Origin of the sequence: Nocardioides sp. (genome assembly GCF_025965415.1) — a bacterium.
Lineage (GTDB): Bacteria > Actinomycetota > Actinomycetes > Propionibacteriales > Nocardioidaceae > Nocardioides.
The window spans coordinates 1-18,269 of record NZ_JAOPWY010000192.1 but is presented as its reverse complement, the minus strand read 5'-3'; the positions used below and the strand labels follow the sequence as shown (position 1 = coordinate 18,269).

General features: G+C 72.3%; 18 protein-coding genes and 2 tRNA genes. 11 read left to right on the top strand and 9 right to left on the bottom strand.

Annotated features, from left to right (window positions below; all coding sequences use genetic code 11):
- Positions 1-48 precede the first annotated feature (48 nt).
- Positions 49-1,623 (bottom strand): NAD(P)/FAD-dependent oxidoreductase, encoded by a 1,575-nt coding sequence (locus tag JWN97_RS20395; RefSeq protein WP_297627426.1) that lies wholly within the window; start codon positions 1,621-1,623, stop codon positions 49-51.
- A 169-nt stretch (positions 1,624-1,792) separates the two neighbouring features.
- On the opposite strand from JWN97_RS20395, the gene JWN97_RS20390 reads away from it, so the two are divergent.
- Complete coding sequence (locus tag JWN97_RS20390) at positions 1,793-2,722, top strand: universal stress protein (RefSeq protein ID WP_297627423.1); 930 nt, start codon at positions 1,793-1,795, stop codon at positions 2,720-2,722.
- A gap of 7 nt (positions 2,723-2,729) precedes the next feature.
- On the opposite strand, the gene JWN97_RS20385 is transcribed toward JWN97_RS20390, so the two are convergent.
- Complete coding sequence (locus JWN97_RS20385; RefSeq protein WP_297627420.1) at positions 2,730-4,226, bottom strand: SulP family inorganic anion transporter; 1,497 nt, start codon at positions 4,224-4,226, stop codon at positions 2,730-2,732.
- 63 nt (positions 4,227-4,289) lie between these two features.
- Between JWN97_RS20385 and JWN97_RS20380 the strand changes: the two genes are divergently transcribed.
- Positions 4,290-4,691: a MerR family transcriptional regulator gene (locus tag JWN97_RS20380; RefSeq protein WP_297627418.1), complete on the top strand. Its 402-nt coding sequence runs from the start codon at positions 4,290-4,292 to the stop codon at positions 4,689-4,691.
- Between the two features lie 12 nt (positions 4,692-4,703).
- Here the strand turns inward: JWN97_RS20380 and JWN97_RS20375 are convergent, their stop codons facing one another.
- Entirely contained in the window at positions 4,704-4,886 is a 183-nt protein-coding gene (locus JWN97_RS20375; RefSeq protein WP_297627415.1) for a hypothetical protein, read from the bottom strand.
- A 67-nt stretch (positions 4,887-4,953) separates the two neighbouring features.
- Between JWN97_RS20375 and JWN97_RS20370 the strand changes: the two genes are divergently transcribed.
- Genes JWN97_RS20370 through JWN97_RS20360 form a run of 3 tightly spaced genes read left to right on the top strand, consistent with a single transcriptional unit; the run spans position 4,954 to position 6,804 of the window.
- Positions 4,954-5,361: a DUF302 domain-containing protein gene (locus JWN97_RS20370; protein ID WP_297627413.1), complete on the top strand. Its 408-nt coding sequence runs from the start codon at positions 4,954-4,956 to the stop codon at positions 5,359-5,361.
- Positions 5,361-5,624 (top strand): metal-sensitive transcriptional regulator, encoded by a 264-nt coding sequence (locus tag JWN97_RS20365; RefSeq protein WP_297627410.1) that lies wholly within the window; start codon positions 5,361-5,363, stop codon positions 5,622-5,624. Before JWN97_RS20370 ends, JWN97_RS20365 begins: the two co-directional genes overlap by 1 nt.
- A gap of 52 nt (positions 5,625-5,676) precedes the next feature.
- Positions 5,677-6,804, top strand: a complete 1,128-nt coding sequence (locus tag JWN97_RS20360; RefSeq protein ID WP_297627407.1) for an aromatic acid exporter family protein — start codon at positions 5,677-5,679, stop codon at positions 6,802-6,804.
- A 53-nt stretch (positions 6,805-6,857) separates the two neighbouring features.
- Here the strand turns inward: JWN97_RS20360 and JWN97_RS20355 are convergent.
- Positions 6,858-6,933: transfer RNA gene (locus tag JWN97_RS20355), tRNA-His, on the bottom strand.
- 46 nt (positions 6,934-6,979) lie between these two features.
- Positions 6,980-7,660, bottom strand: coding sequence for an oligoribonuclease (orn, locus tag JWN97_RS20350; protein WP_297627403.1), 681 nt, complete (start codon positions 7,658-7,660; stop codon positions 6,980-6,982).
- Between the two features lie 76 nt (positions 7,661-7,736).
- On the opposite strand from orn, the gene JWN97_RS20345 reads away from it, so the two are divergent.
- The 3 genes from JWN97_RS20345 to JWN97_RS20335 are packed head-to-tail and all read left to right on the top strand — an operon-like array spanning position 7,737 to position 10,056.
- Positions 7,737-8,264, top strand: coding sequence for a MauE/DoxX family redox-associated membrane protein (locus JWN97_RS20345; protein WP_297627400.1), 528 nt, complete (start codon positions 7,737-7,739; stop codon positions 8,262-8,264).
- Positions 8,230-9,012, top strand: a complete 783-nt coding sequence (locus JWN97_RS20340) for a thioredoxin domain-containing protein (protein ID WP_297627396.1) — start codon at positions 8,230-8,232, stop codon at positions 9,010-9,012. Before JWN97_RS20345 ends, JWN97_RS20340 begins: the two co-directional genes overlap by 35 nt.
- Before the next feature lie 24 nt (positions 9,013-9,036).
- Positions 9,037-10,056, top strand: coding sequence for an adenosine deaminase (locus JWN97_RS20335; protein ID WP_297627394.1), 1,020 nt, complete (start codon positions 9,037-9,039; stop codon positions 10,054-10,056).
- A 134-nt stretch (positions 10,057-10,190) separates the two neighbouring features.
- Here the strand turns inward: JWN97_RS20335 and JWN97_RS20330 are convergent.
- Positions 10,191-10,266 (bottom strand) — tRNA-Arg (locus tag JWN97_RS20330).
- Between the two features lie 44 nt (positions 10,267-10,310).
- Positions 10,311-11,717, bottom strand: a complete 1,407-nt coding sequence (locus tag JWN97_RS20325; RefSeq protein ID WP_297627391.1) for a dicarboxylate/amino acid:cation symporter — start codon at positions 11,715-11,717, stop codon at positions 10,311-10,313.
- Between the two features lie 257 nt (positions 11,718-11,974).
- On the opposite strand from JWN97_RS20325, the gene JWN97_RS20320 reads away from it, so the two are divergent.
- Positions 11,975-12,592, top strand: a complete 618-nt coding sequence (locus JWN97_RS20320) for a hypothetical protein (protein ID WP_297627381.1) — start codon at positions 11,975-11,977, stop codon at positions 12,590-12,592.
- Between the two features lie 5 nt (positions 12,593-12,597).
- Here JWN97_RS20320 and JWN97_RS20315 read toward each other — a convergent pair whose 3' ends face one another.
- Together JWN97_RS20315 and JWN97_RS20310 are read right to left on the bottom strand one after the other, a co-directional pair.
- Positions 12,598-13,704, bottom strand: coding sequence for a methyltransferase domain-containing protein (locus tag JWN97_RS20315; RefSeq protein ID WP_297627378.1), 1,107 nt, complete (start codon positions 13,702-13,704; stop codon positions 12,598-12,600).
- Between the two features lie 2 nt (positions 13,705-13,706).
- Positions 13,707-15,104, bottom strand: a complete 1,398-nt coding sequence (locus JWN97_RS20310) for an aminopeptidase P family protein (RefSeq protein ID WP_297627375.1) — start codon at positions 15,102-15,104, stop codon at positions 13,707-13,709.
- Positions 15,105-15,207: 103 nt separating this feature from the next.
- Here JWN97_RS20310 and JWN97_RS20305 point away from each other — a divergent pair, with 103 nt between their 5' ends.
- Positions 15,208-16,326 carry a PrsW family intramembrane metalloprotease gene (locus JWN97_RS20305; RefSeq protein WP_297627371.1) on the top strand — a complete coding sequence of 373 codons (1,119 nt, stop codon included), beginning with the start codon at positions 15,208-15,210 and terminating at the stop codon, positions 16,324-16,326.
- Positions 16,323-18,113 carry a GTPase domain-containing protein gene (locus JWN97_RS20300; RefSeq protein WP_297627368.1) on the top strand — a complete coding sequence of 597 codons (1,791 nt, stop codon included), beginning with the start codon at positions 16,323-16,325 and terminating at the stop codon, positions 18,111-18,113. The genes JWN97_RS20305 and JWN97_RS20300 overlap by 4 nt, the downstream gene beginning before the upstream one ends.
- The last annotated feature ends 156 nt before the right edge of the window (positions 18,114-18,269 follow it).

The following is an 18,269-nucleotide window of genomic DNA, read 5'->3' as shown; positions in this document are numbered from 1 at the left end:
AACATTACCCCGTCGTGTCCGGCGCACGAAATCGAGGTCCGGCTCCGCTCAGAGGTCGGCCAGCACCGCCTGGGCGGCGTTGTGCCCACCCAGCCCGGAGACCGCGCCGCCGCGCCGCGCGCCCGACCCGCACAGCAGCACGGTGTCGTGCTCGGTCTGCACGCCCCACTGCTGGGCGGGCGTGTCGAGGCGGGCCCGGTTGGGGGACCAGGGCCACTCGAGGTCGCCGTGGAAGATGTGGCCACCGGGCATCGCGAGGTCCTTTTCGATGTCCTGCGGGATCTTCGCCTCGAGGCAGGGACGGCCCTCGGCGTCCGTGGCGAGGCAGTCCTCGATCGGCTCGGCGAGGACGGCGTTGAGCGAGGCCAGCGCGCGCCGGGTGGCGGTCTCGCGCGCGCCGGGGTCGGCGTCGAAGAGCCCGGCGGGCGTGTGCAGACCGAAGTAGGTCAGCGTGTGCGCCGACCCCGCGCGGTCGCCGAGGATCGAGGGGTCGCTGAGGCTGTGGCAGTAGACCTCGCCCGGCATCGGGTCGGGCACCGCGCCGCCGACGGCAGCGGCGTACGCCGCCTCCAGCTGGGTGTAGTCCTCGGCGAGGTGGAGGGTGCCGGCGAAGGCGACCTCGGGGTCGACGCCGGACTTCAGCGCGGGCAGCCGGTCGAGCAGGAAGTTGATCTTGAGCTGGGAGCCGGCGGGCTTGTGCTCGCTGTCCTCACCCTCCCCGAGCAGGATCCGCAGCACCCACGGGGCGACGCCCGACAGCACGCGGCGACCCGTCACCGAGTGCTCGCGGACGCCGTCGTGCCAGATCACCTCGGCGCCGTCGGGACCGGGCGAGATGGCGCTGACGCCGGCCCCGGTGACGATCTCGGCACCCGCCTCCACGGCGGCCTTCGCGAGTGCGTCGGTGACCGCTCCCATCCCGCCGACGGGCACCCGCCACTCGCCGGTGCCGTTGCCGATGACGTGGTAGAGGAAGCAGCGGTTCTGGATCAGCGAGGGGTCTTCCATCGACGCGAAGGTCCCGATCAGCGCGTCGGTGGCGACCACGCCGCGGACCGTGTCGTCGGTGAAGCGCGACAGGATCGTGCGCCCGAGCGGCTCGGCCACGACGTCGGTCCAGATCCGCTCGTCGACCAGTGCCCGCACCTCGCGCTCGAGGGGGAGCGGCTGCATGAGCGTCGGCGCGACGACCTCGGCGAGCCGGCCGACCTCGGCGTAGAACGCCTGCCAGGCGGCGTACTCCTCGTCGCCCCCGGTCAGGTCGCGGAACGACGCCCGCGTCGTCTCGCCCTCGGGTCGCTCGACGAGCAGACCGCCGGAGCGCTCGCCGCGCGTCCAGGGGGTGTACGACGCCGTGGTGCGCGAGACCAGGCGGACGTCGAGGCCCAGGTCGGCCATCAGCTGCTCCGGCATCAGGCTCACGAGGTAGGAGTAGCGCGAGAGCCGGGCCGGCTGCCCGGCGAACGGCTCGACGGAGACGGCGGCGCCGCCGGTGTGGTCCAGGCGCTCGAGCACCACGACCGACAGGCCGGCGCGGGCGAGGTAGGCGGCGCTGACCAGGGCGTTGTGGCCGCCGCCGACCACCACGACGTCATAGCTGTTGTTGGCGTTGCCGGAATTCACCGGCCCAACGTAGACCCTCGCGTGCACGCCGCCCCGCGACGGTGCAGACCTCGGCCCGGCGGGGTCTAGCAGCAGGGCCCTTTGCCGTCACCTGTCAGGCCCAAGGACCCTTCGTGCGAGGGGCCCGGCGGCGGACAGTGGAGGTGCCCGACCAGCAGAGGAGAACGTCATGACCGACGTGTCAGTAGTCCCGACCCCCACCCCGTCAGCCACCGAGCCGCACGGGCGACCGATCGTCGTCGGCGTCGGCCCGGAGGAGGTCGACGCGGCGCTGGAGTTCGCCGCGGCGGAGGCGACCCGGGCCGGGTGCGGACTGCACCTCGTCCACGCCGTCCACGTGGTGCCCGCCGGCCCCGAGAACATCCTGGTGACCTCGGTCGACGCCGACGCCTGGGGAGGCGAGATCCTCGCCTCGGCCGTCAAGCGGGCCGAGGACCTGGTCGACGGTGCCGTGCCGGTCACCCACGAGCTCCAGCACGGGGCGCCGGTGCCGGCGCTGGTCGAGGCGGGTCGTACGGCGCGGATGGTCGTGCTCGAGCACCGCCACCTCTCCCGCGTGGCGAGGATCGTCAACCGGACCGTCGCCGGTGGGGTCGCCGCACACCTGCGCGTCCCCGTCGTCGCCGTGCCCAGCGGCTGGACCACCCCCGAAGGTCCTGCGGTCGTCGTGGCCGGTGTCGACGTCCCCGAGCGTGCGTCGGAGGTGCTCTCGGCCGCAGCGGCCGAGGCCCGCGCGCGCGGCGCCGCGCTCCGCGTCGTGCACTCCTGGGCGCTGCCCGTGCACGAGGGCATGGTCATCGACCCGGGCGAGCACCACCGCTGGGCCGACCGGTCGCGCGCCGAGGTGCGGGCCGCGCTCGACGCACTGGGCGACGAGTCGGTGGCGATCGAGGCGGACGTGGTCGTGCACCCCGGACGCGCCGTCGAGGCGATCCTCGAGGCCTGCGCTGGCGCCCAGCTGCTCGTGATCGGGCGGCACGACCCGCTCGTCCCCGTCGGCTCGCACATCGGGCCGGTGGCCCGGGCGGTGCTCCGCGAGGCGACCTGCCCGGTGCTCCTCGCCAGTCCGCGTGCCCACCGGTCGGCGTACCACGCCTGAGCCCGGGTCAGTGGGACGGGAGCGACCCCGAGAGACGCTGGTGACGCTCGGCGCTGGAGGCATCGAGACCGATGATCTCGACCGTCTTGCCCGCGCGGGCGTACTTGGTGGTGATCGCATCGAGGGACGCGACGGTGGAGGCGTCCCAGATGTGTGACCGGGTGAGGTCGATGACCACGTCACGGGGGTCGGTCGCGTAGTCGAACTGCGTGTAGAGGTCGTTGCTGGAGGCGAAGAAGAGCTCACCGGTGACGTGGTAGACGGCGGTCGGCCTGCCGCCGCGGTCCTCGACGAGCTCTCGACGGGTCTCGGTCAGGTGCGCGACGCGACGGGCGAACAGCGTCATCGCGACGAGCACGCCGACGACCACCCCGATCGCGAGGTTGTGGCTGAGAACGGTGACGACGACGGTGGAGGCCATCACCACCGTCTCCGACCGGGGCATCCTGCGCAGGGTGCGGGGCTTTATCGAGTGCCAGTCGAAGGTGCCGACCGAGACCATGACCATGACGGCCACGAGGGCAGCCATCGGGATGAGGGCCACCACGTCGCCGAGGCCGACGACGAGGATGAGCAGGAAGACGCCCGCGAGGAAGGTGGAGATCCGGGTGCGGGCCCCCGAGGCCTTCACGTTGATCATGGTCTGGCCGATCATCGCGCAGCCCCCCATGCCGCCGAAGAAGCCCGTGACGATGTTGGCCACGCCCTGTCCGCACGCCTCGCGGGTCTTGTCGCTGCGCGTGTCGGTGATGTCGTCCACGAGCTTGGCGGTCAGCAGGGACTCGAGGAGCCCCACGAGCGCCATCGCCAGGGCGTACGGCGCAATGATCCGCAGCGTCTCGAGCGTCATGGGCACGTCGGGGAAGAAGAGCGAGGGAAGGCTCTCGGGGAGCTCGCCCTCGTCGCCGACAGTCGGGACGTTGATCGCGGCCAGCAGCGTGAAGGCGGTGAGGGCGACGATCGCGACGAGGGGAGCGGGCACCACGTCGGTGACCCGCGGCAGCCCGACGATCACGGCGATGCCGATCGCGATCATCGGGTAGACCAGCCACGGCACGTCGATCATGTGCGGGACCTGGGCCAGGAAGATCAGGATGGCCAGGGCGTTGACGAAGCCCACCATCACCGAGCGTGGGACGAACCTCATCAGCCGGGCCACCCCCGCGAGCCCGAGGACGACCTGCAGCATGCCGCCGAGGAGCACGGTGGCGACGAGGTGGTCGAGGCCGTGCTCGCGCACGACCGGTGCGATGACCAGGGCGATGGCCCCGGTCGCCGCCGAGATCATCGCCGGCCGGCCGCCGAGGAACGCGACGGAGACCGCCATCGTGAAGGAGGCGAACAGGCCGACGCGCGGGTCGACCCCGGCGATGATGGAGAACGAGATCGCCTCGGGGATCAACGCGAGGGCGACCACGAGGCCCGCAAGGACCTCGGTGCGCAACATCCGCGGGGAGCGCAGGGCGTTGCGGACGGTGGGCTCGAGGACCTGGGGTGACGTCACGACCAGCAACCCTAACCTCACGTAAGGGTAGTGTTGTCTTCCCGGACGGTGAGGGGAACGAACGTGATCGGCAGCGACGGCTCGGAAGCGGTCATGCACATCGGCGAGGTCGCCGCGCGCACGGAGCTCTCGCTGCGCAGCCTGCGGCACTGGGAGGAGGTGGGCCTCCTCGTCCCCTCCGGCCGCACCGACGGCGGGTTCCGGCTCTACACCGAGGCCGACGTGCAGAAGATCCTCGTGATCCGGCGCATGAAGCCCCTCGGATTCAGCCTGGAGCAGATGAAGGACGTCATGCGCGACCTCGAGTCGCTCGACGCCCCGGACGTCACCGCCGCGCAAGGCGCCGCCGCGCGCGATCGTCTGGCGGGCATCCGCGACGAGGCGCTCGAGCGGCGTCAGGCTCTGGTGCGCCAGCTGCGCATGGCCGACGAGTTCGTCTCCCTCATCGGCGAGCGGGCCGGCTGAGCAGGAGCCGCGTCAGCGGCCGAACAGCCTCGACAGGAATCCTCCGCCGGGGCCCGCCGCGGCCTTCTCCGCCGGCGAGTGCTGGCCGTTGCACCAGTCCTGCGCGGCCACGCCGGCCCTGACCTGGCCGACGTGCCGGCCGCAGCCGGCCCAAGTGGTCTTGTGGCAGGTCCTGCATCGGACTGCTCGGCACATGGGGTGCTCCGTTCTAGGGTGGTGAAGATACCCTAGGGGGTATTCCACCGAGGAGAGTGAGCACCCCATGGGCTACACGCTGAGCAGGACCGTCCGGATGCCGTACGACGACGCAGTGGCGGCCACGCGCGACGCGCTGGCAAGGCAGGGGTTCGGCATCCTCACCGAGATCGACCTCGCCGCCACCATGAAGGCCAAGCTCGGCGTCGACCTGCCGCCCCAGGTGATCCTGGGCGCCTGCCGGCCCCCGCTCGCCTACGAGGCGATCCAGGTCGATCCCTCGATCGCCGCCGTGCTGCCCTGCAACGTCGTCGTGCGGTCCCTGGACGCCACGACCACGATCGTGGAGGCCTTCGACCCCGACGCCATGATGGGGTTGGCCGACGACGGCGCCCTCGACTCGGTCGCCGCGGACGCCAAGCAACGCCTGACCGCGGCGCTGGCTGCCCTGTCCGATCCGTCCGAGGAGACCTGATGGAGCTCGACCCGACCCAGATGACGCCCGTCGTCAACCGCATCAAGCGCGCACAGGGCCAGCTCGCCGGCGTGCTGCGGCTCCTCGAGGAGGGCCGCGACTGCGAGGCCGTCGTCACCCAGCTCGCCGCGGTGTCCAAGGCGCTGGACCGGGCGGGCTTCGCGATCGTCGCGAGCGGGCTGCAGCAGTGCCTCGTCGCCGGCGACGGCGTCGACAGCGTGGACGTGAAGAAGATGGAGAAGCTGTTCCTCTCCCTGGCGTGAGCCGTGGGTCGTGATCCGTGGGTCGGGGCCGACCGCCCGTAGGGTCGGGCGGATGAGCGAGACAATGGGCGGGCGGTTGCGGGAGCGCGTCGACGAACGGCTCGGTGATCCGATCTGGTGGAACGACGTCCTCCAGCTCGCCAAGACCGTGCTGGCTGCCGTCGCCGCCTGGGTGATCGCCTCGAGCCTGCTGGACCTGCCACAACCGTTCCTCGCCCCGTGGGCCGCCCTGCTCGTGGTCCATGCGACCGTCTACCGGACCTTCTCCAAGGGCACCCAGCAGGTGGCGGCCACGGTGGTGGCCGTGCTCCTGGCCACCGTGGTGGGGGAGACGCTCGGGCTGACGACCGGGGCCATCGCCCTGCTGCTGGTCCTCGCCCTCCTCCTCGGCGCGGTGCCCTGGCTGGGCGCCGAGGCCACGACCATCGCCACGACCGGTCTGGTGGTCCTCACCACCGGGTTCGACGACGACGTCCTGCTCGTCTCGCGGCTGCTCGACACCGCGATCGGCGTGGCCGTCGGCCTGCTCGTCAACGTGATCGTCTGGCCCCCGCTGCGGCGTCGTACGGCGGCGCGGGCGATGGACCGCATCGACGACAGGATCGGTGAGCTGCTGGTCGACATCGCCGGCGGCCTCGGCGACGGGTGCCAGGACGAGGACGTCACCGCGTGGATCGACCGCACCCGCGACCTCGACGGGGACCTCGACCGGGCCTGGGCGCTGGTGCGGCAGGCACAGGAGAGCGCGCGGATGAACCCGCGCCGCTCGGCCCGGGCGATGAAGGACCCCCAGCAGTGGCACGAGCTGCTGCGCCGCATGGAGCAGGCGGTGGCGGAGGCGCGCAGCCTGTGTCGCACGCTGGGCAGCCAGCGGGCCCACCGCGAGACCTGGGGCGACGCCTTCGCCGGGCCCTGGATCGGGATGCTCGGCGACGCCGGGCAGGCCGCTGCCGGCGCCGACCCCGCGGGCCTGCTGGCGGTGCGCGAGCGGCTGGAGGCCTTCACCGAGGACCTGAGGGCGACCGAGCGCTCCCCGGAGTGGCCGATCTACGGTGCGCTGATCATCAACCTGCGCAACATCGTCGACGCGATGGGCCGGGTCGCCGAGGCCAACCCGATCGGTGGCACCCCGGTGCCCCTGCAGCTGCCGTCGCGCCGGCGCTTGGGTGGCGGGGGCTGAGCCCGGACGACGACCGAGCCCCCGACCTGGTCAGGTCGGGGGCTCGGTCTCGTTGGGGTGAGTAACGGGACTTGAACCCGCGACATCCGCCACCACAAGGCGGCGCTCTACCAGCTGAGCTATACCCACCATGTCTGCTCGCGCAGAGGCGAGGACGACGAGAAGTGTAGGGCAATCAGCCCGCGGACCCTGAATCCGGGGTGCCATCCGGGGTGGCATTCGGGTCGGCGTCCGGGGTGGCGTCCGGGCCGAGCCCGGTCAGCTGCCCGCCGTGCCGGGCCGCGATCTCCCGGGCCATGGTGCTGTCGGGACCGGGCTGGGGCACGAAGACGGCCTCGCGGTAGTAGCGCAGCTCCTCGATGCTCTCCTGGATGTCGGCCAGGGCGCGGTGGTTGCCGCGCTTGGTCGGGGCGGCGAAGTAGGCGCGGGGGAACCAGCGGCGCGAGAGCTCCTTGATCGAGGAGACGTCGACGATCCGGTAGTGCAGGAACGACTCGAGCGCCGGCATGTCGCGGGCGAGGTAGGCGCGGTCGGTGGCCACCGTGTTGCCGGCCAGCGGCGGCCGGCTCCCGTCGGGGCAGTGCTCCCGGATGTAGGCCAGCACCTGCTGCTCGGCGTCGGCGAGCGTCGTACCTCCGGCTAGCTCGTCGAGCAGGCCGGACTTCTCGTGCATGCTCCGCACGAAGTCGACCATCTGGTCCAGCGACTCCTGCGACGGCTTGATGATCACGTCGACGCCCTCGCCGAGGACGTTGAGCTCGAAGTCCGTGACGAGGGCCGCGACCTCGATCAGCGCGTCCGCGCCGAGGTCGAGGCCGGTCATCTCACAGTCGATCCACACCAGTCTGTCGCTCACGACCGGCCACACTACCGACCCCCTCGGACGCCCCTCTCTCAGGCACGATTCAGGGACACCTCCTACCCTTCGGGATGTGAAGGACTGGTTCGGCCTCGTCGCACGCCTGGTGACGGGCGGTGTGTGGATCGTGGCGGGCGCGCTCAAGCTGCCCTACCCCGCCGACAGCGTGCGAGCCGTGCGGGCCTACGACCTCCTGCCGGAGGCGGTCGTCCCGGCTGTCGGGCACCTGCTGCCGGTGGTCGAGGTCGTGATCGGCCTGTGCCTGGTGCTGGGCGTGATGGTGCGCGGCACCTCGGTGGTCTCTGCCGTGCTGTTCGTCGCCTTCATCATCGGCATCTCCAGCGCCTGGGCGCGCGGGCTGTCGATCGACTGCGGCTGCTTCGGCGGGGGCGGCGAGATCCCGGACGCGGCCGCGAAGTATCCCGGCGAGATCGCCCGCGACGTCGGACTGCTGGGCCTGAGCCTCTGGCTCGCCGTGCGCCCCCGGTCCAGGCTGGCCCTGGAGGCCGTCCTCTTCCCCCGAACGACCGAGATGGACCCCACCACCGAAGACGAAGGAAGCCTCGATGGCGCAGAAGAAGACCTCGCACAGGACCGCTGAGGAGAAGGCCGCGACGCAGGCCAAGCGGGATGCGCGCCGCGCCCGGACCGAGCGCGCCCGCGAGCAGGCCGAGGAGCGCCGCAAGGCGGCCAGGCGCAAGGAGCAGCTCACCCGCTTCGGGCTGGTCGCCGGCGTGCTGGTGCTGATCGTCGGTGGCTACTTCTTGATCTCCACCCTGGGGTCCGACAAGCCGAGCACCCCGCCCAACGGGGCCTCGGGCAGCTACGGCGTCGTGATCGGCGACGCCGACGCGCCGAGGCAGGTCGTGGTCTATGAAGACTTCCTCTGCCCCTTCTGCGGCCAGCTGGAGAAGACCGTGCGCGACCGGCTCGACGCGGCGGTCGAGGCCGGTGAGGTCAGCGTCGAGTACCGCCCGCTTCCGTTCCTCGAGCGCATCAGCGACTACTCGCCCGAGTCCGCCAACGCCTTCGCCGTCGTGCTCGACGCCGCCGGCCCCGACGTGGCCAAGGCCTTCCACGACCTGCTCTTCGACAACCAGCCGTCCGAGAAGGGCCCCTTCCCGAGCAAGGACGACCTCGTCGACCTGGCCGTCGAGGCCGGTGCCACCGAGGCCGACGTACGCCCCGGGATCGAGGACATGGCCTTCGAGGGCTGGGTCGACGCGGCCGGCGAGGCGGCCTCGAAGGCGGGGGTCAACTCCACGCCGACGGTGCTCATCGACGGCGAGAAGGCGACGGGCCAGACCATCGAGGACATCGCCGCGGAGATGGTCGGTTCGGCCGGCTGAGGCCCGGCTGAGAGACTGCGCGGCGTGAGCCTCCAGTCGTTCATCGCCGGCCTCCCGAAGGCCGAGCTGCACGTCCACCACGTCGGGTCGGCGTCGCCGCGGATCGTCTCCGAGCTCGCGGCGCGCCATCCCGACGCCGGCGTCCCCAGCGACCTCGAGGGACTCAAGGAGTTCTTCACCTTCCGCGACTTCGCCCACTTCATCGACGTCTACCTCGCGGTCGTCGATCTGATCCGCACGCCGGAGGACATCCGGCTGCTGACCTACGAGGTGGCGCGCGAGATGGCGGAGGGGCAGAACCTCCGCTACGCCGAGCTCACCTGCACGCCGTACACCTCGGTGCTGCGCGGCATCGCGATCCAGGACTACACCGACGCGATCGAGGACGCCCGGGTCGCGGCGGAGCGCGACTTCGGGCTCGTGCTGCGCTGGGTCTACGACATCCCGGGGGAGTCCGGGCTGCCTGCGGCGGACGCCACCGTGGAGTACGCGCTGGAGCACCGCACCGACGCGCTCGTCGGCTTCGGGCTGGGCGGGCCGGAGATCGGGGTGCCACGCGCCCAGTTCGCGCCGCACTTCGAGGCCGCCCGCGCCGCCGGGCTGCGCTCGGTCCCGCACGCCGGCGAGACCACGGGTCCCGAGACCGTCTGGGACTCGCTGCGCCTGCTCGGCGCCGAGCGGATCGGCCACGGCTGCTCGGCCGCGCAGGACCCCGAGCTGCTGGCGCACCTCGCCGGCACCGGTGTCGTCCTCGAGGTCTGCCCGACGTCCAACATCGCGACCCGGGCGGTCGACCGGATCGAGGACCACCCCCTGCGGGCGTTCGTCGAGGCCGGGGTCACGGTGACGATCAACTCCGACGACCCGCCGATGTTCGCCACCACCCTCAACCACGACTACGAGGTGGCCGCCGGCCTGCTCGACCTCGACGAGCGAGGGGTGGCCGACCTGGCGCGGGCGGCCGTCGACGCGTCGTTCGCGCCCGAGGAGGTCAAGGCGCGGATCGGGGCCGAGATCGAGGCGTACGCCGCTCGGCCGCGCTGACCCTGCGCCGGGAAAGTATTCGGCCCCGCAACCTCATACGTGGCGGGGCCTGCGCCCATCCTGTCGGGGTTCGGTGTCGCCGCGACGGAGGCGGCGCCGCGTGTCGCGGTGCGGCCTCCGCCACGGACTGGGGATGGCGCCCCCGGCAGGACTCGAACCTGCAACCAACGGATTAGAAGGCCGTTGCGCTATCCATTGCGCCACGGGGGCCGTGCCGCAAAGTATCCCAGCACGGCCCCCGGTCGTGGCGCCGGTCAGGCCGAGGCGTGGCTCGGCCGGGGGAGCGACGCGGCCGGCTCGGTCGCCGGCTCGTCGCGCCAGGCCCCACGCCCACGCGGGGCGTCGTACGCCGCCTGGTCGAGGATGCCCTCGCGCTTGGCCACGAGCGTCGGCACGAGTGCCTGGCCGGTGACGTTGACCGCGGTGCGACCCATGTCGAGGATCGGGTCGATCGCGAGCAGCAGGCCCACGCCCTCCAGGGGCAGGCCGAGCGTCGACAGGGTCAGCGTCAGCATCACCGTGGCGCCGGTGACGCCGGCGGTGGCCGCCGAGCCGATGACCGAGACGAACGCGATGAGGACGTAGTCGGTGATCGACAGGTCGAGGCCGAAGAACTGCGCGACGAAGATCGCCGAGATCGCCGGGTAGATCGAGGCGCAGCCGTCCATCTTGGTGGTCGCGCCGAGCGGCACGGCGAAGGACGCGTAGGAGCGCGGGACGCCGAGGTTGCGCTCGGTGACGGACTCGGTGACCGGCATCGTGCCGACCGACGAGCGCGACACGAAGGCCAGCGAGATCGCGGGCCACGCACCGGAGAAGAACTGCTTCACCGACAGGCCGTTGAGCCGCAGCAGTGCCGGGTAGACGCCGAGCAGGACGATCAGCAGGCCGGCGTAGATGGCCAGGGTGAACGTGCCGAGCGAGCCGAGCGCGTCCCAGCCATAGCTGGCGACGGCGTTGCCGAGCAGGCCGATCGTGGCGATCGGGGCGAGCAGGATGATCCACCACAGCACCTTCTGCACGACGGCGAGCGCCGAGCGGACGAAGCCGAGGAACGGGTCGGCGGCCTCGCCGACCTTGAGCGTGGCGATGCCGGTGGCGATCGCGACGACCAGGATCTGCAGCACGTTGAACGACATCGAGACGCTGCCGTCGTCGCCGGCCGAGCCCTCCAGGCCCAGCACGTTGGCGGGGACCAGGCCGGTCAGGAAGTCGAGCCACGAGCCGGTCGTCGACGGGGCCGACGCGGCCTCCGCCGCCACGCTCGTGTGCTCCCCCGGCTGCAGCACCAGGCCGAGCGTGATGCCGATCGCGACGGCGATCAGTGCCGTGATGGCGAACCAGGCCAGCGTCTTCCACGCCAGCCGTGCGGCACCGGTGACGTCACGCAGGTTGGCGATCGACGCGACGATCGCGAGGAAGACCAGCGGCGGGACGACCGCGCGAAGCAGCGTCACGAACGTGCCGCCGACGGTGCTGAGGGTCTCGGTGAGCCAGTTGGGGTCGACCTCGCCGGTGGTGGCGTCGACGCCGTCGGCGCCCATGGTGCGGGCAAGGAGCCCGAGGGCCACGCCGAGGACCAGTCCGATCAGGACCTGGACGCCGAACGAGGGGAGCTTGAGGCCGGTGGGCCTCTTCGCCTCCGTAACAGAAGTAGCCATAGTGAAAAAGTAACCTTTCGGGGCCGCCCGGATGAGACCGGACGAAGGACGCAGTGGATTCAGCCGACGGTGCGCCCGAGGCGACAGAGCGCGCTCTCGGTGCGCGCGAGGTCGATCGCACGCCGGTGCGTCAGCAGGTCGCCGACGGTCGCGGGGACGGTCAGGGATGCGCTCACCCAGATTTCAACCGATGCTCCGGGCCGCGGATTCCGTGCTTCACCTCACACGTCAGGGCTCGCCTGACTAGGGTTCGCCGCATGTCACTGCGCCCTGCCGCGCGGCTCCTGGCCGCCCTCGTCCCCGCCGTCCTGCTGCTCCCCGCTGCGGCCCACGCCGAGAAGGTGGTGACCGAGGACGCCGTCGGCGACTCGCTGCAGTACACCGTCGAGCCGGACAGCGGGAACGACGTCTTCGTCCCGGCGCCCGAGGACACGAGTGCCGACGTCATGCGGACCGTCGTCGCCCACGGAGACCGGCGTCTGGCCATCACCGTCCACGTCGCGGACCTCCGGCGAACGGACTACTTCTCCGCGTTCGCGCGGGTCGCGACGCCGCTGGGGAGTTACGGCGTCGACGTCTCGAGGGAGCGGGGTTCACGGACCCACGCGGTCCTGGGGCGAGGCCCCTCTCGTGACGTCGAGTGCCGCGGGCTCCGCGCGAGGATCGACGAGGCGGCCGACACGGTGACGATGACGCTGCCGACGTCGTGCATCGGCGCGCCCCGCTGGGTGCAGGTCGGGGTGGGGGTCGTCACGTTCGAGATGCCGACGGACCCGGACCAGGCCGAGATCGTGCTCATGGCCGACGACGGCCACCGTGACGGCGTCATCCGGGAGAACAGCATCGGCAAGGGTTCGAAGGTCCGCCGCGGCTGATCCCCTCACCGGGTGAGGAGCACCAGCACCTCGTAGTGGGTGGTGTGGGGGAACATGTCGAGCACCCTCGCCTCGACCGGTCGCAGCGACGGCATCAGTGCCAGGTCCCGCGCCAGCGACTCGGCGTTGCACGAGGAGTAGACGACGTGCTGCACCCCTGAGGCCTCCAGCCAGCCCGCGAGCTCGGTGCCGATGCCACGCCGGGGTGGGTTGACCAGCACGAGGTGGGGGACGGCCGCCTGCTCGAGCGCCCACGCGGTGGCGTCGGCGGCGACGAACGCCGTGCCGGCCGCCTGCGCGCTCGTGGCCGACCGGATCGCCTCGGCCGACGCCTCGACCCCCACGACCTCGCGACCCGGCGCCGCGAGGTGCAGCGCGAACCCGCCGACCCCGCAGTAGAGGTCCCAGATCGTGCGGACGTCCGGCAGCGCATCGACCCAGGTCCGCGCCTGGTCGTAGAGCGCCTCGGCGATCGCGGTGTTGGTCTGGAAGAACGACTGCGGGCCGAGCCACAGGCTCACCCCGGTCGCCAGCCGCATCGGCATCGTCGACTCCGGCGTCAGCACGATCTCCCGCTCGCCCTCCAGCACGGCCTTGTGCTCGGGCTGCACGTTGAGCGTCACCACCCGCAGGCCCGGCACGGCGCGCAGCAGGTCGGGCAGGCGCGAGCGCACCCGCGCCTCCAGCGCCGTCGACCGCATCACCAGCCTCAGCATCAGCTCGGCGTCGGGCGACTCGGTCAGCAGCACGTGCTTGAGCTCGCCGCTGCGCGTCGCCACGTCGTACGGCGGCAGGCCGGCGTCGCGGATCCAGTCGGCGATCCCGCCCAGGGCCGTCGTGAGCCCGGGGGAGTGCAGGCCGCAGTCACGCAGGTCGATCCCGGCGAGGCCGCGGTCGAGGATCCCCAGGGTCGGGGCGTCGACGGTCCCGCCGACCGCCATCTTCGCCTTGTTGCGGAAGCCCGCCTCCGCCCCGGCCACCGTCGGCAGCCACACCGGTGAGTCGACGAGGGAGCGCGCGTGCGCCGCCTTGTCGGACAGCTGGCGGGCCCGCGGGACCTCCAGCAGCGTGCAGGAGCGGCAGCGGAAGGCGTCGTCGTGGTGGCAGTCCACCGTTACCCGCGGTTCCGCCCCATCCACTCCTCCACGTCGGCGGAGGTGCGGGGGAGGGAGGCCGAGAGGTTGGTGCTGCCGTCGGCCGTCACGAGGATGTCGTCCTCGATCCGGATGCCGATGCCGCGCAGCTCCTCGGGGACGAGCAGGTCGTCCTCCTGGAAGTAGAGGCCGGGCTCGACGGTGAGCACCATGCCCTCGGCGAGGTCGCCCTTGGGGTAGATGTCGACCGAGGTCCGAGCGCAGTCGTGGACGTCCATGCCGAGCATGTGCGAGGTGCCGTGCAGGGTCCAGCGGGCATAGAGCTTCGACTCGGGGTCGAGCGCCTCCTCGGCCGGGACCGGGAGCAGCCCGAGGTCGGACAGGCCGTGGGCGAGCACCTCCATGGCTGCGGTGTGCGCGGCGAGGAACGGGACGCCGGGGCGTACGGCCTCGATGCCCTTCTGCTGGGCGGTGAGCACCAGGTCGTAGAGGTCGCGCTGCAGCGGCGTGAACGTGCCGTCGACCGGGAGCGTGCGCGTGACGTCGGCGGTATAGAGGTTGCGGCCCTCGACGCCCATGTCGAGCAGCACCAGCTTGCCCGGCTCGATCGCGCCGGTGTTGTCGATCCAGTGCAGCGTCGTGGCGTGCGAGCCGCCCGCGCAGATCGAGTCGTAGCCGATGTCGTTGCCCATCGCGCGGGCGCGGCGGAAGAAGGTGCCCTCGATCCAGCGCTCGCCGAACTCGAGCACCCGGTCCCACTCGCGCACCGAGTCCTCGAAGCCGAGGGTGGTGATGTCGCAGGCCTCCTGGAGCTCGGCGACCTCCCACTCGTCCTTGACCAGCCGGAGCTCGTCGGCGACGCGGCCCAGGTCCTGGTCGGTGGTGAGGTCGCGGGTCTTGCGGTCGTCCTCGAAGGACGGCAGGTCCTTGACGTGGCGGACCTCGATCCCGAGCGAGTCGGAGATCTCCTGGGCCGACGGCCGTCGCCCCGCCCACAGCTCGCCGTACTGCCGGTCGCGGAAGAACTCGTCGGTGTCGCGCTCCGAGCGCGGCCGGGCGTAGAGCACCGACTCGCCGTCGTCGATCACCAGTACCGCGTCCGAGGTCTGGTTACCGGAGAAGTAGGTGTGGGCCGTGTCGGGACGGAAGCGGTAGTCGGTGTCGTTGGCGCGGACCTTGTAGGTGCCGGCCGGCAGCAGCAGGCGCTCGCCGGGGAACGCCACGGCCAGCTTCGCGCGGCGCGCGGCGGCCCGGTCGGCGACCGAGTGGCGCGGCAGCTCCAGCTGCCGCTCGCCCCAGCCCTCGCGCATGAAGGCGGCGTAGGCGGCGGGCACGGCCGGGTCGTGCGACTCGGTCTTGAGGTCGGCAGCGTCCTCGGCGGTGGTCACGGCGGGGTTCTCGGCAGTCGGCTCGCTCACCTGCTCACTGTACGACGAGCGCCTGCCGTGGGCGGGCCGGGACCTCCCGCCCGTAGGGGTGCGGGAGGCGGGGGCGAGCACCCCGCTCCGTTAGGGTCGAGCCATGCACCGAGGACGTCGCGACAGTGTCGCCTTCACCGTGGTGGTGGGCATCCTCGTCCTCCTCGGCGGCCTCGCCATGGCCCTGGTCGTCGGGCTGTCCGGGGCACCGGGCTCCCTCGCCCTCGCGGCCGTGCTGGCAGCGGTGCCCGTCGGCCCCCTCGTCGGCTGCTTCATGTGGCTCGACCGCTACGAGCCCGAGCCCCGCCACCTCCTGGTCGCCGGCCTGCTGTGGGGAGCGTTCGTCGCCACCGCGGCCGCGCTGGTCTTCCAGGGGATCGGCCTGGTCGGCGGCGCCAGCGAGCGCGACAGCCTCGCCGTCGTCGCACCGATCACCGAGGAGGCCACCAAGGGCGCCTTCTTGCTGCTGCTCCTGTGGTGGCGGCGCCACGAGCTCGACGGCGTGCTGGACGGCATCGTCTACGCCGGCATGGTCGGCATCGGCTTCGCCTTCACCGAGAACATCCTCTACCTCGCCGCCGCCTACGACGGCACCGACGGCCTGGGTCCCGGCGGCACCACCGCGCTCACCGGCACGTTCGTGCTCCGCTGCCTCATCAGCCCCTTCGCGCACCCCTTCTTCACCGTCTTCACCGGCATCGGCGTGGGTCTGGCGATCACGTCGCGGCGCCTCTGGCTGCGGGCGCTGGCCCCGCTGGCCGGCTTCGCCGTCGCGGCCCTGCTGCACGCGCTCTGGAACGCCTCGACCCTGTCGGGCACCGGCCACTTCTTCCTCGTCTACGGCACGCTGATGTTGCCCGCCTTCGTCGGCGTGGTCGCGTTCGCCGTCTACCGCCGCCGCTCCGAGCGGCCGCTGCTCGTCGCGGCCCTGCAGGACGCCGCCGACCGCGGGCTGCTGCCCGCCACCGACATCCCGTGGCTGGTCGACCTGCGCGCGCGTCGGCACGCCCGGCGCTGGGCCCGCGAGCACGGCGGCACGCAGGCCGAGCGGGGGATGCGCGAGTACCAGGCCGCCGCCATCGAGCTCGGCTACCTCCACCACCGCTACCTCCGCGGCACGGCCCCCGACGACTTCGGCGTCCGCGGCCAGGAGCACGTCGAGCAGCTGCGGCTCATCCGCCCGTACATCTCCTTCCCCGGACAGGTGGTGCCGACCCGATGAGCGAGCCCGAGGCGGACCAGACGCCGTTCCCCGGCCGTCGTACGCCCGATGCCACCACGGCGATGGTCACCGCCCTGGTGCGGCTGCGAGGTGCGCTCCAGGAGACCCGGCTGCCGCTCGAGCTGCCCGGTGCCGACGACCTGCGTGCGGCGCGCACCGAGATGGTCGACCAGCTCGAGGACTACGTCATCCCGCGGCTGATGACCCTCGACGCGCCGCTGCTCGCCGTGGTCGGCGGCTCGACCGGCGCCGGCAAGTCGACGCTGGTCAACTCCCTCGTCGGCACCCGCGTCACCGCGCCCGGCGTGCTGCGCCCGACCACGCGGTCCCCGGTGCTGGTGCACCACCCCGACGACGCGAAGTGGTTCGGCCAGGACCGGCTGCTGCCCGAGCTCGAGCGCGTCGGCCGGCAGACCAACGACCCCGAGGCCCTGCAGCTCGTGGCCTCGCCCGCGATGACGCCCGGGCTGGCGATCCTCGACGCCCCCGACATCGACTCGGTCGAGGAGCGCAACCGGATCCTCGCCGCGCAGCTGCTCGCCGCCGCCGACCTCTGGCTGTTCGTCACCTCGGCCGCGAGGTACGCCGACCAGGTGCCGTGGGACTTCCTCCGCAAGGCCGCGGAGCGGTCCGCCGCGGTCGCGATCGTGCTCGACCGCACGCCCGCCGATGCCGTCGACACCATCTCGACCCACCTCGCCCGGATGCTCGCCAGCCGCGGCCTCAAGGACTCCCCGCTCTTCACCGTCGAGGAGGGCCCGGTCTCCGAGATGGGGCTGCTGCAGTCCTCCGCCGTGATCGAGATCCGGCAGTGGCTGCAGGCCCTCGCCGACGACCAGGAGGCACGCGGCGCAGTCGTCCAGCAGACCCTCGACGGCGCCATCCGCACGCTGGCGCGCCGCACCCACAGCGTCGCCGACGCCGCCACCGAGCAGACCGACGCCGTACGCCGGCTGCGCGAGGACGCCAACGAGGCCTACGACCGGGCGGTCACCGCGATCGGTGAGGCCTCCGCCGACGGCACCCTGCTGCGCGGCGAGGTGCTGGCCCGCTGGCAGGAGTTCGTCGGCACCGGCGAGCTGCTCAAGTCGCTGGAGACCAAGGTCGGCTGGCTCCGGGACCGCGTCGTCAACGCCGTCAAGGGCAAGCCGCAGCAGGCCGAGCGGGTCACCGTCGCCGTCGAGTCGGGCCTCGAGACGCTGGTCCTCGAGCACGCCGAGGCCGCGGCCGAGCGCGCGGAGGCGTCGTGGCGGGGCACCGCGGCCGGCCAGATCCTGCTCCGCGACGCCGGCGAGGACCTCGGCCGGGCGTCGCGCGACTTCCGCCGCCGGGCCGAGCGAGCGGTGCGCGACTGGCAGTCCGACGTTCTCGAGATGGTCCGCACCGAGGGCGCCGACAAGCGCTCGACCGCGCGGTTCCTCGCCTTCGGCGTCAACGGCCTGTCCGTCGCTCTGATGGTGGTCGTCTTCGCCCACACCGCCGGCGTCACCGGCGCCGAGGCGGGCATCGCCGGTGGTTCCGCGGTGCTGGGCCAGAAGCTGCTCGAGGCCGTCTTCGGCGACCAGGCCGTCCGCTCCCTCGCCGAGCGTGCGCGCCTCCAGCTCGAGGCCTCCGTGAGCGACCTGCTCGACTCCGAGCGCCGTCGCTACACCGAGCTGCTCGACAGCCTCGAGATCTCGCCGGAGGCGCCCGAGCGGCTCCGCGCCGCCGCCCGCAAGGTCGACGACCTGCGCTATGCCGCAACCCACGCGGCCCAGGGTTCGGAGCACGACGACACCGCCCCCTAGTGTTGGGGTCCGAACAAGTCCACCCAGTGCCGTGAGGGAGTCATGACGTCGTTGCTCGAAGGGGCCAAGAAGCTGGTCACCAGGAGCTCTGACATCGGTGCCCGCGTCGACGGACTCGAGCGCGCCGCAGCCGCGGCCCGCGGACGCGTCGACGAC

Coding starts and splice junctions, on each gene's coding strand:
- JWN97_RS20390 (WP_297627423.1), top strand. CDS start 1,793: ATGACCGACGTGTCAGTAGTCCCGACCCCCACCCCGTCAGCCACCGAG.
- JWN97_RS20375 (WP_297627415.1), bottom strand. CDS start 4,886: ATGTGCCGAGCAGTCCGATGCAGGACCTGCCACAAGACCACTTGGGCC.
- JWN97_RS20370 (WP_297627413.1), top strand. CDS start 4,954: ATGGGCTACACGCTGAGCAGGACCGTCCGGATGCCGTACGACGACGCA.
- JWN97_RS20365 (WP_297627410.1), top strand. CDS start 5,361: ATGGAGCTCGACCCGACCCAGATGACGCCCGTCGTCAACCGCATCAAG.
- JWN97_RS20360 (WP_297627407.1), top strand. CDS start 5,677: ATGAGCGAGACAATGGGCGGGCGGTTGCGGGAGCGCGTCGACGAACGG.
- JWN97_RS20340 (WP_297627396.1), top strand. CDS start 8,230: ATGGCGCAGAAGAAGACCTCGCACAGGACCGCTGAGGAGAAGGCCGCG.
- JWN97_RS20325 (WP_297627391.1), bottom strand. CDS start 11,717: ATGGCTACTTCTGTTACGGAGGCGAAGAGGCCCACCGGCCTCAAGCTC.
- JWN97_RS20320 (WP_297627381.1), top strand. CDS start 11,975: ATGTCACTGCGCCCTGCCGCGCGGCTCCTGGCCGCCCTCGTCCCCGCC.
- JWN97_RS20305 (WP_297627371.1), top strand. CDS start 15,208: ATGCACCGAGGACGTCGCGACAGTGTCGCCTTCACCGTGGTGGTGGGC.
- JWN97_RS20300 (WP_297627368.1), top strand. CDS start 16,323: ATGAGCGAGCCCGAGGCGGACCAGACGCCGTTCCCCGGCCGTCGTACG.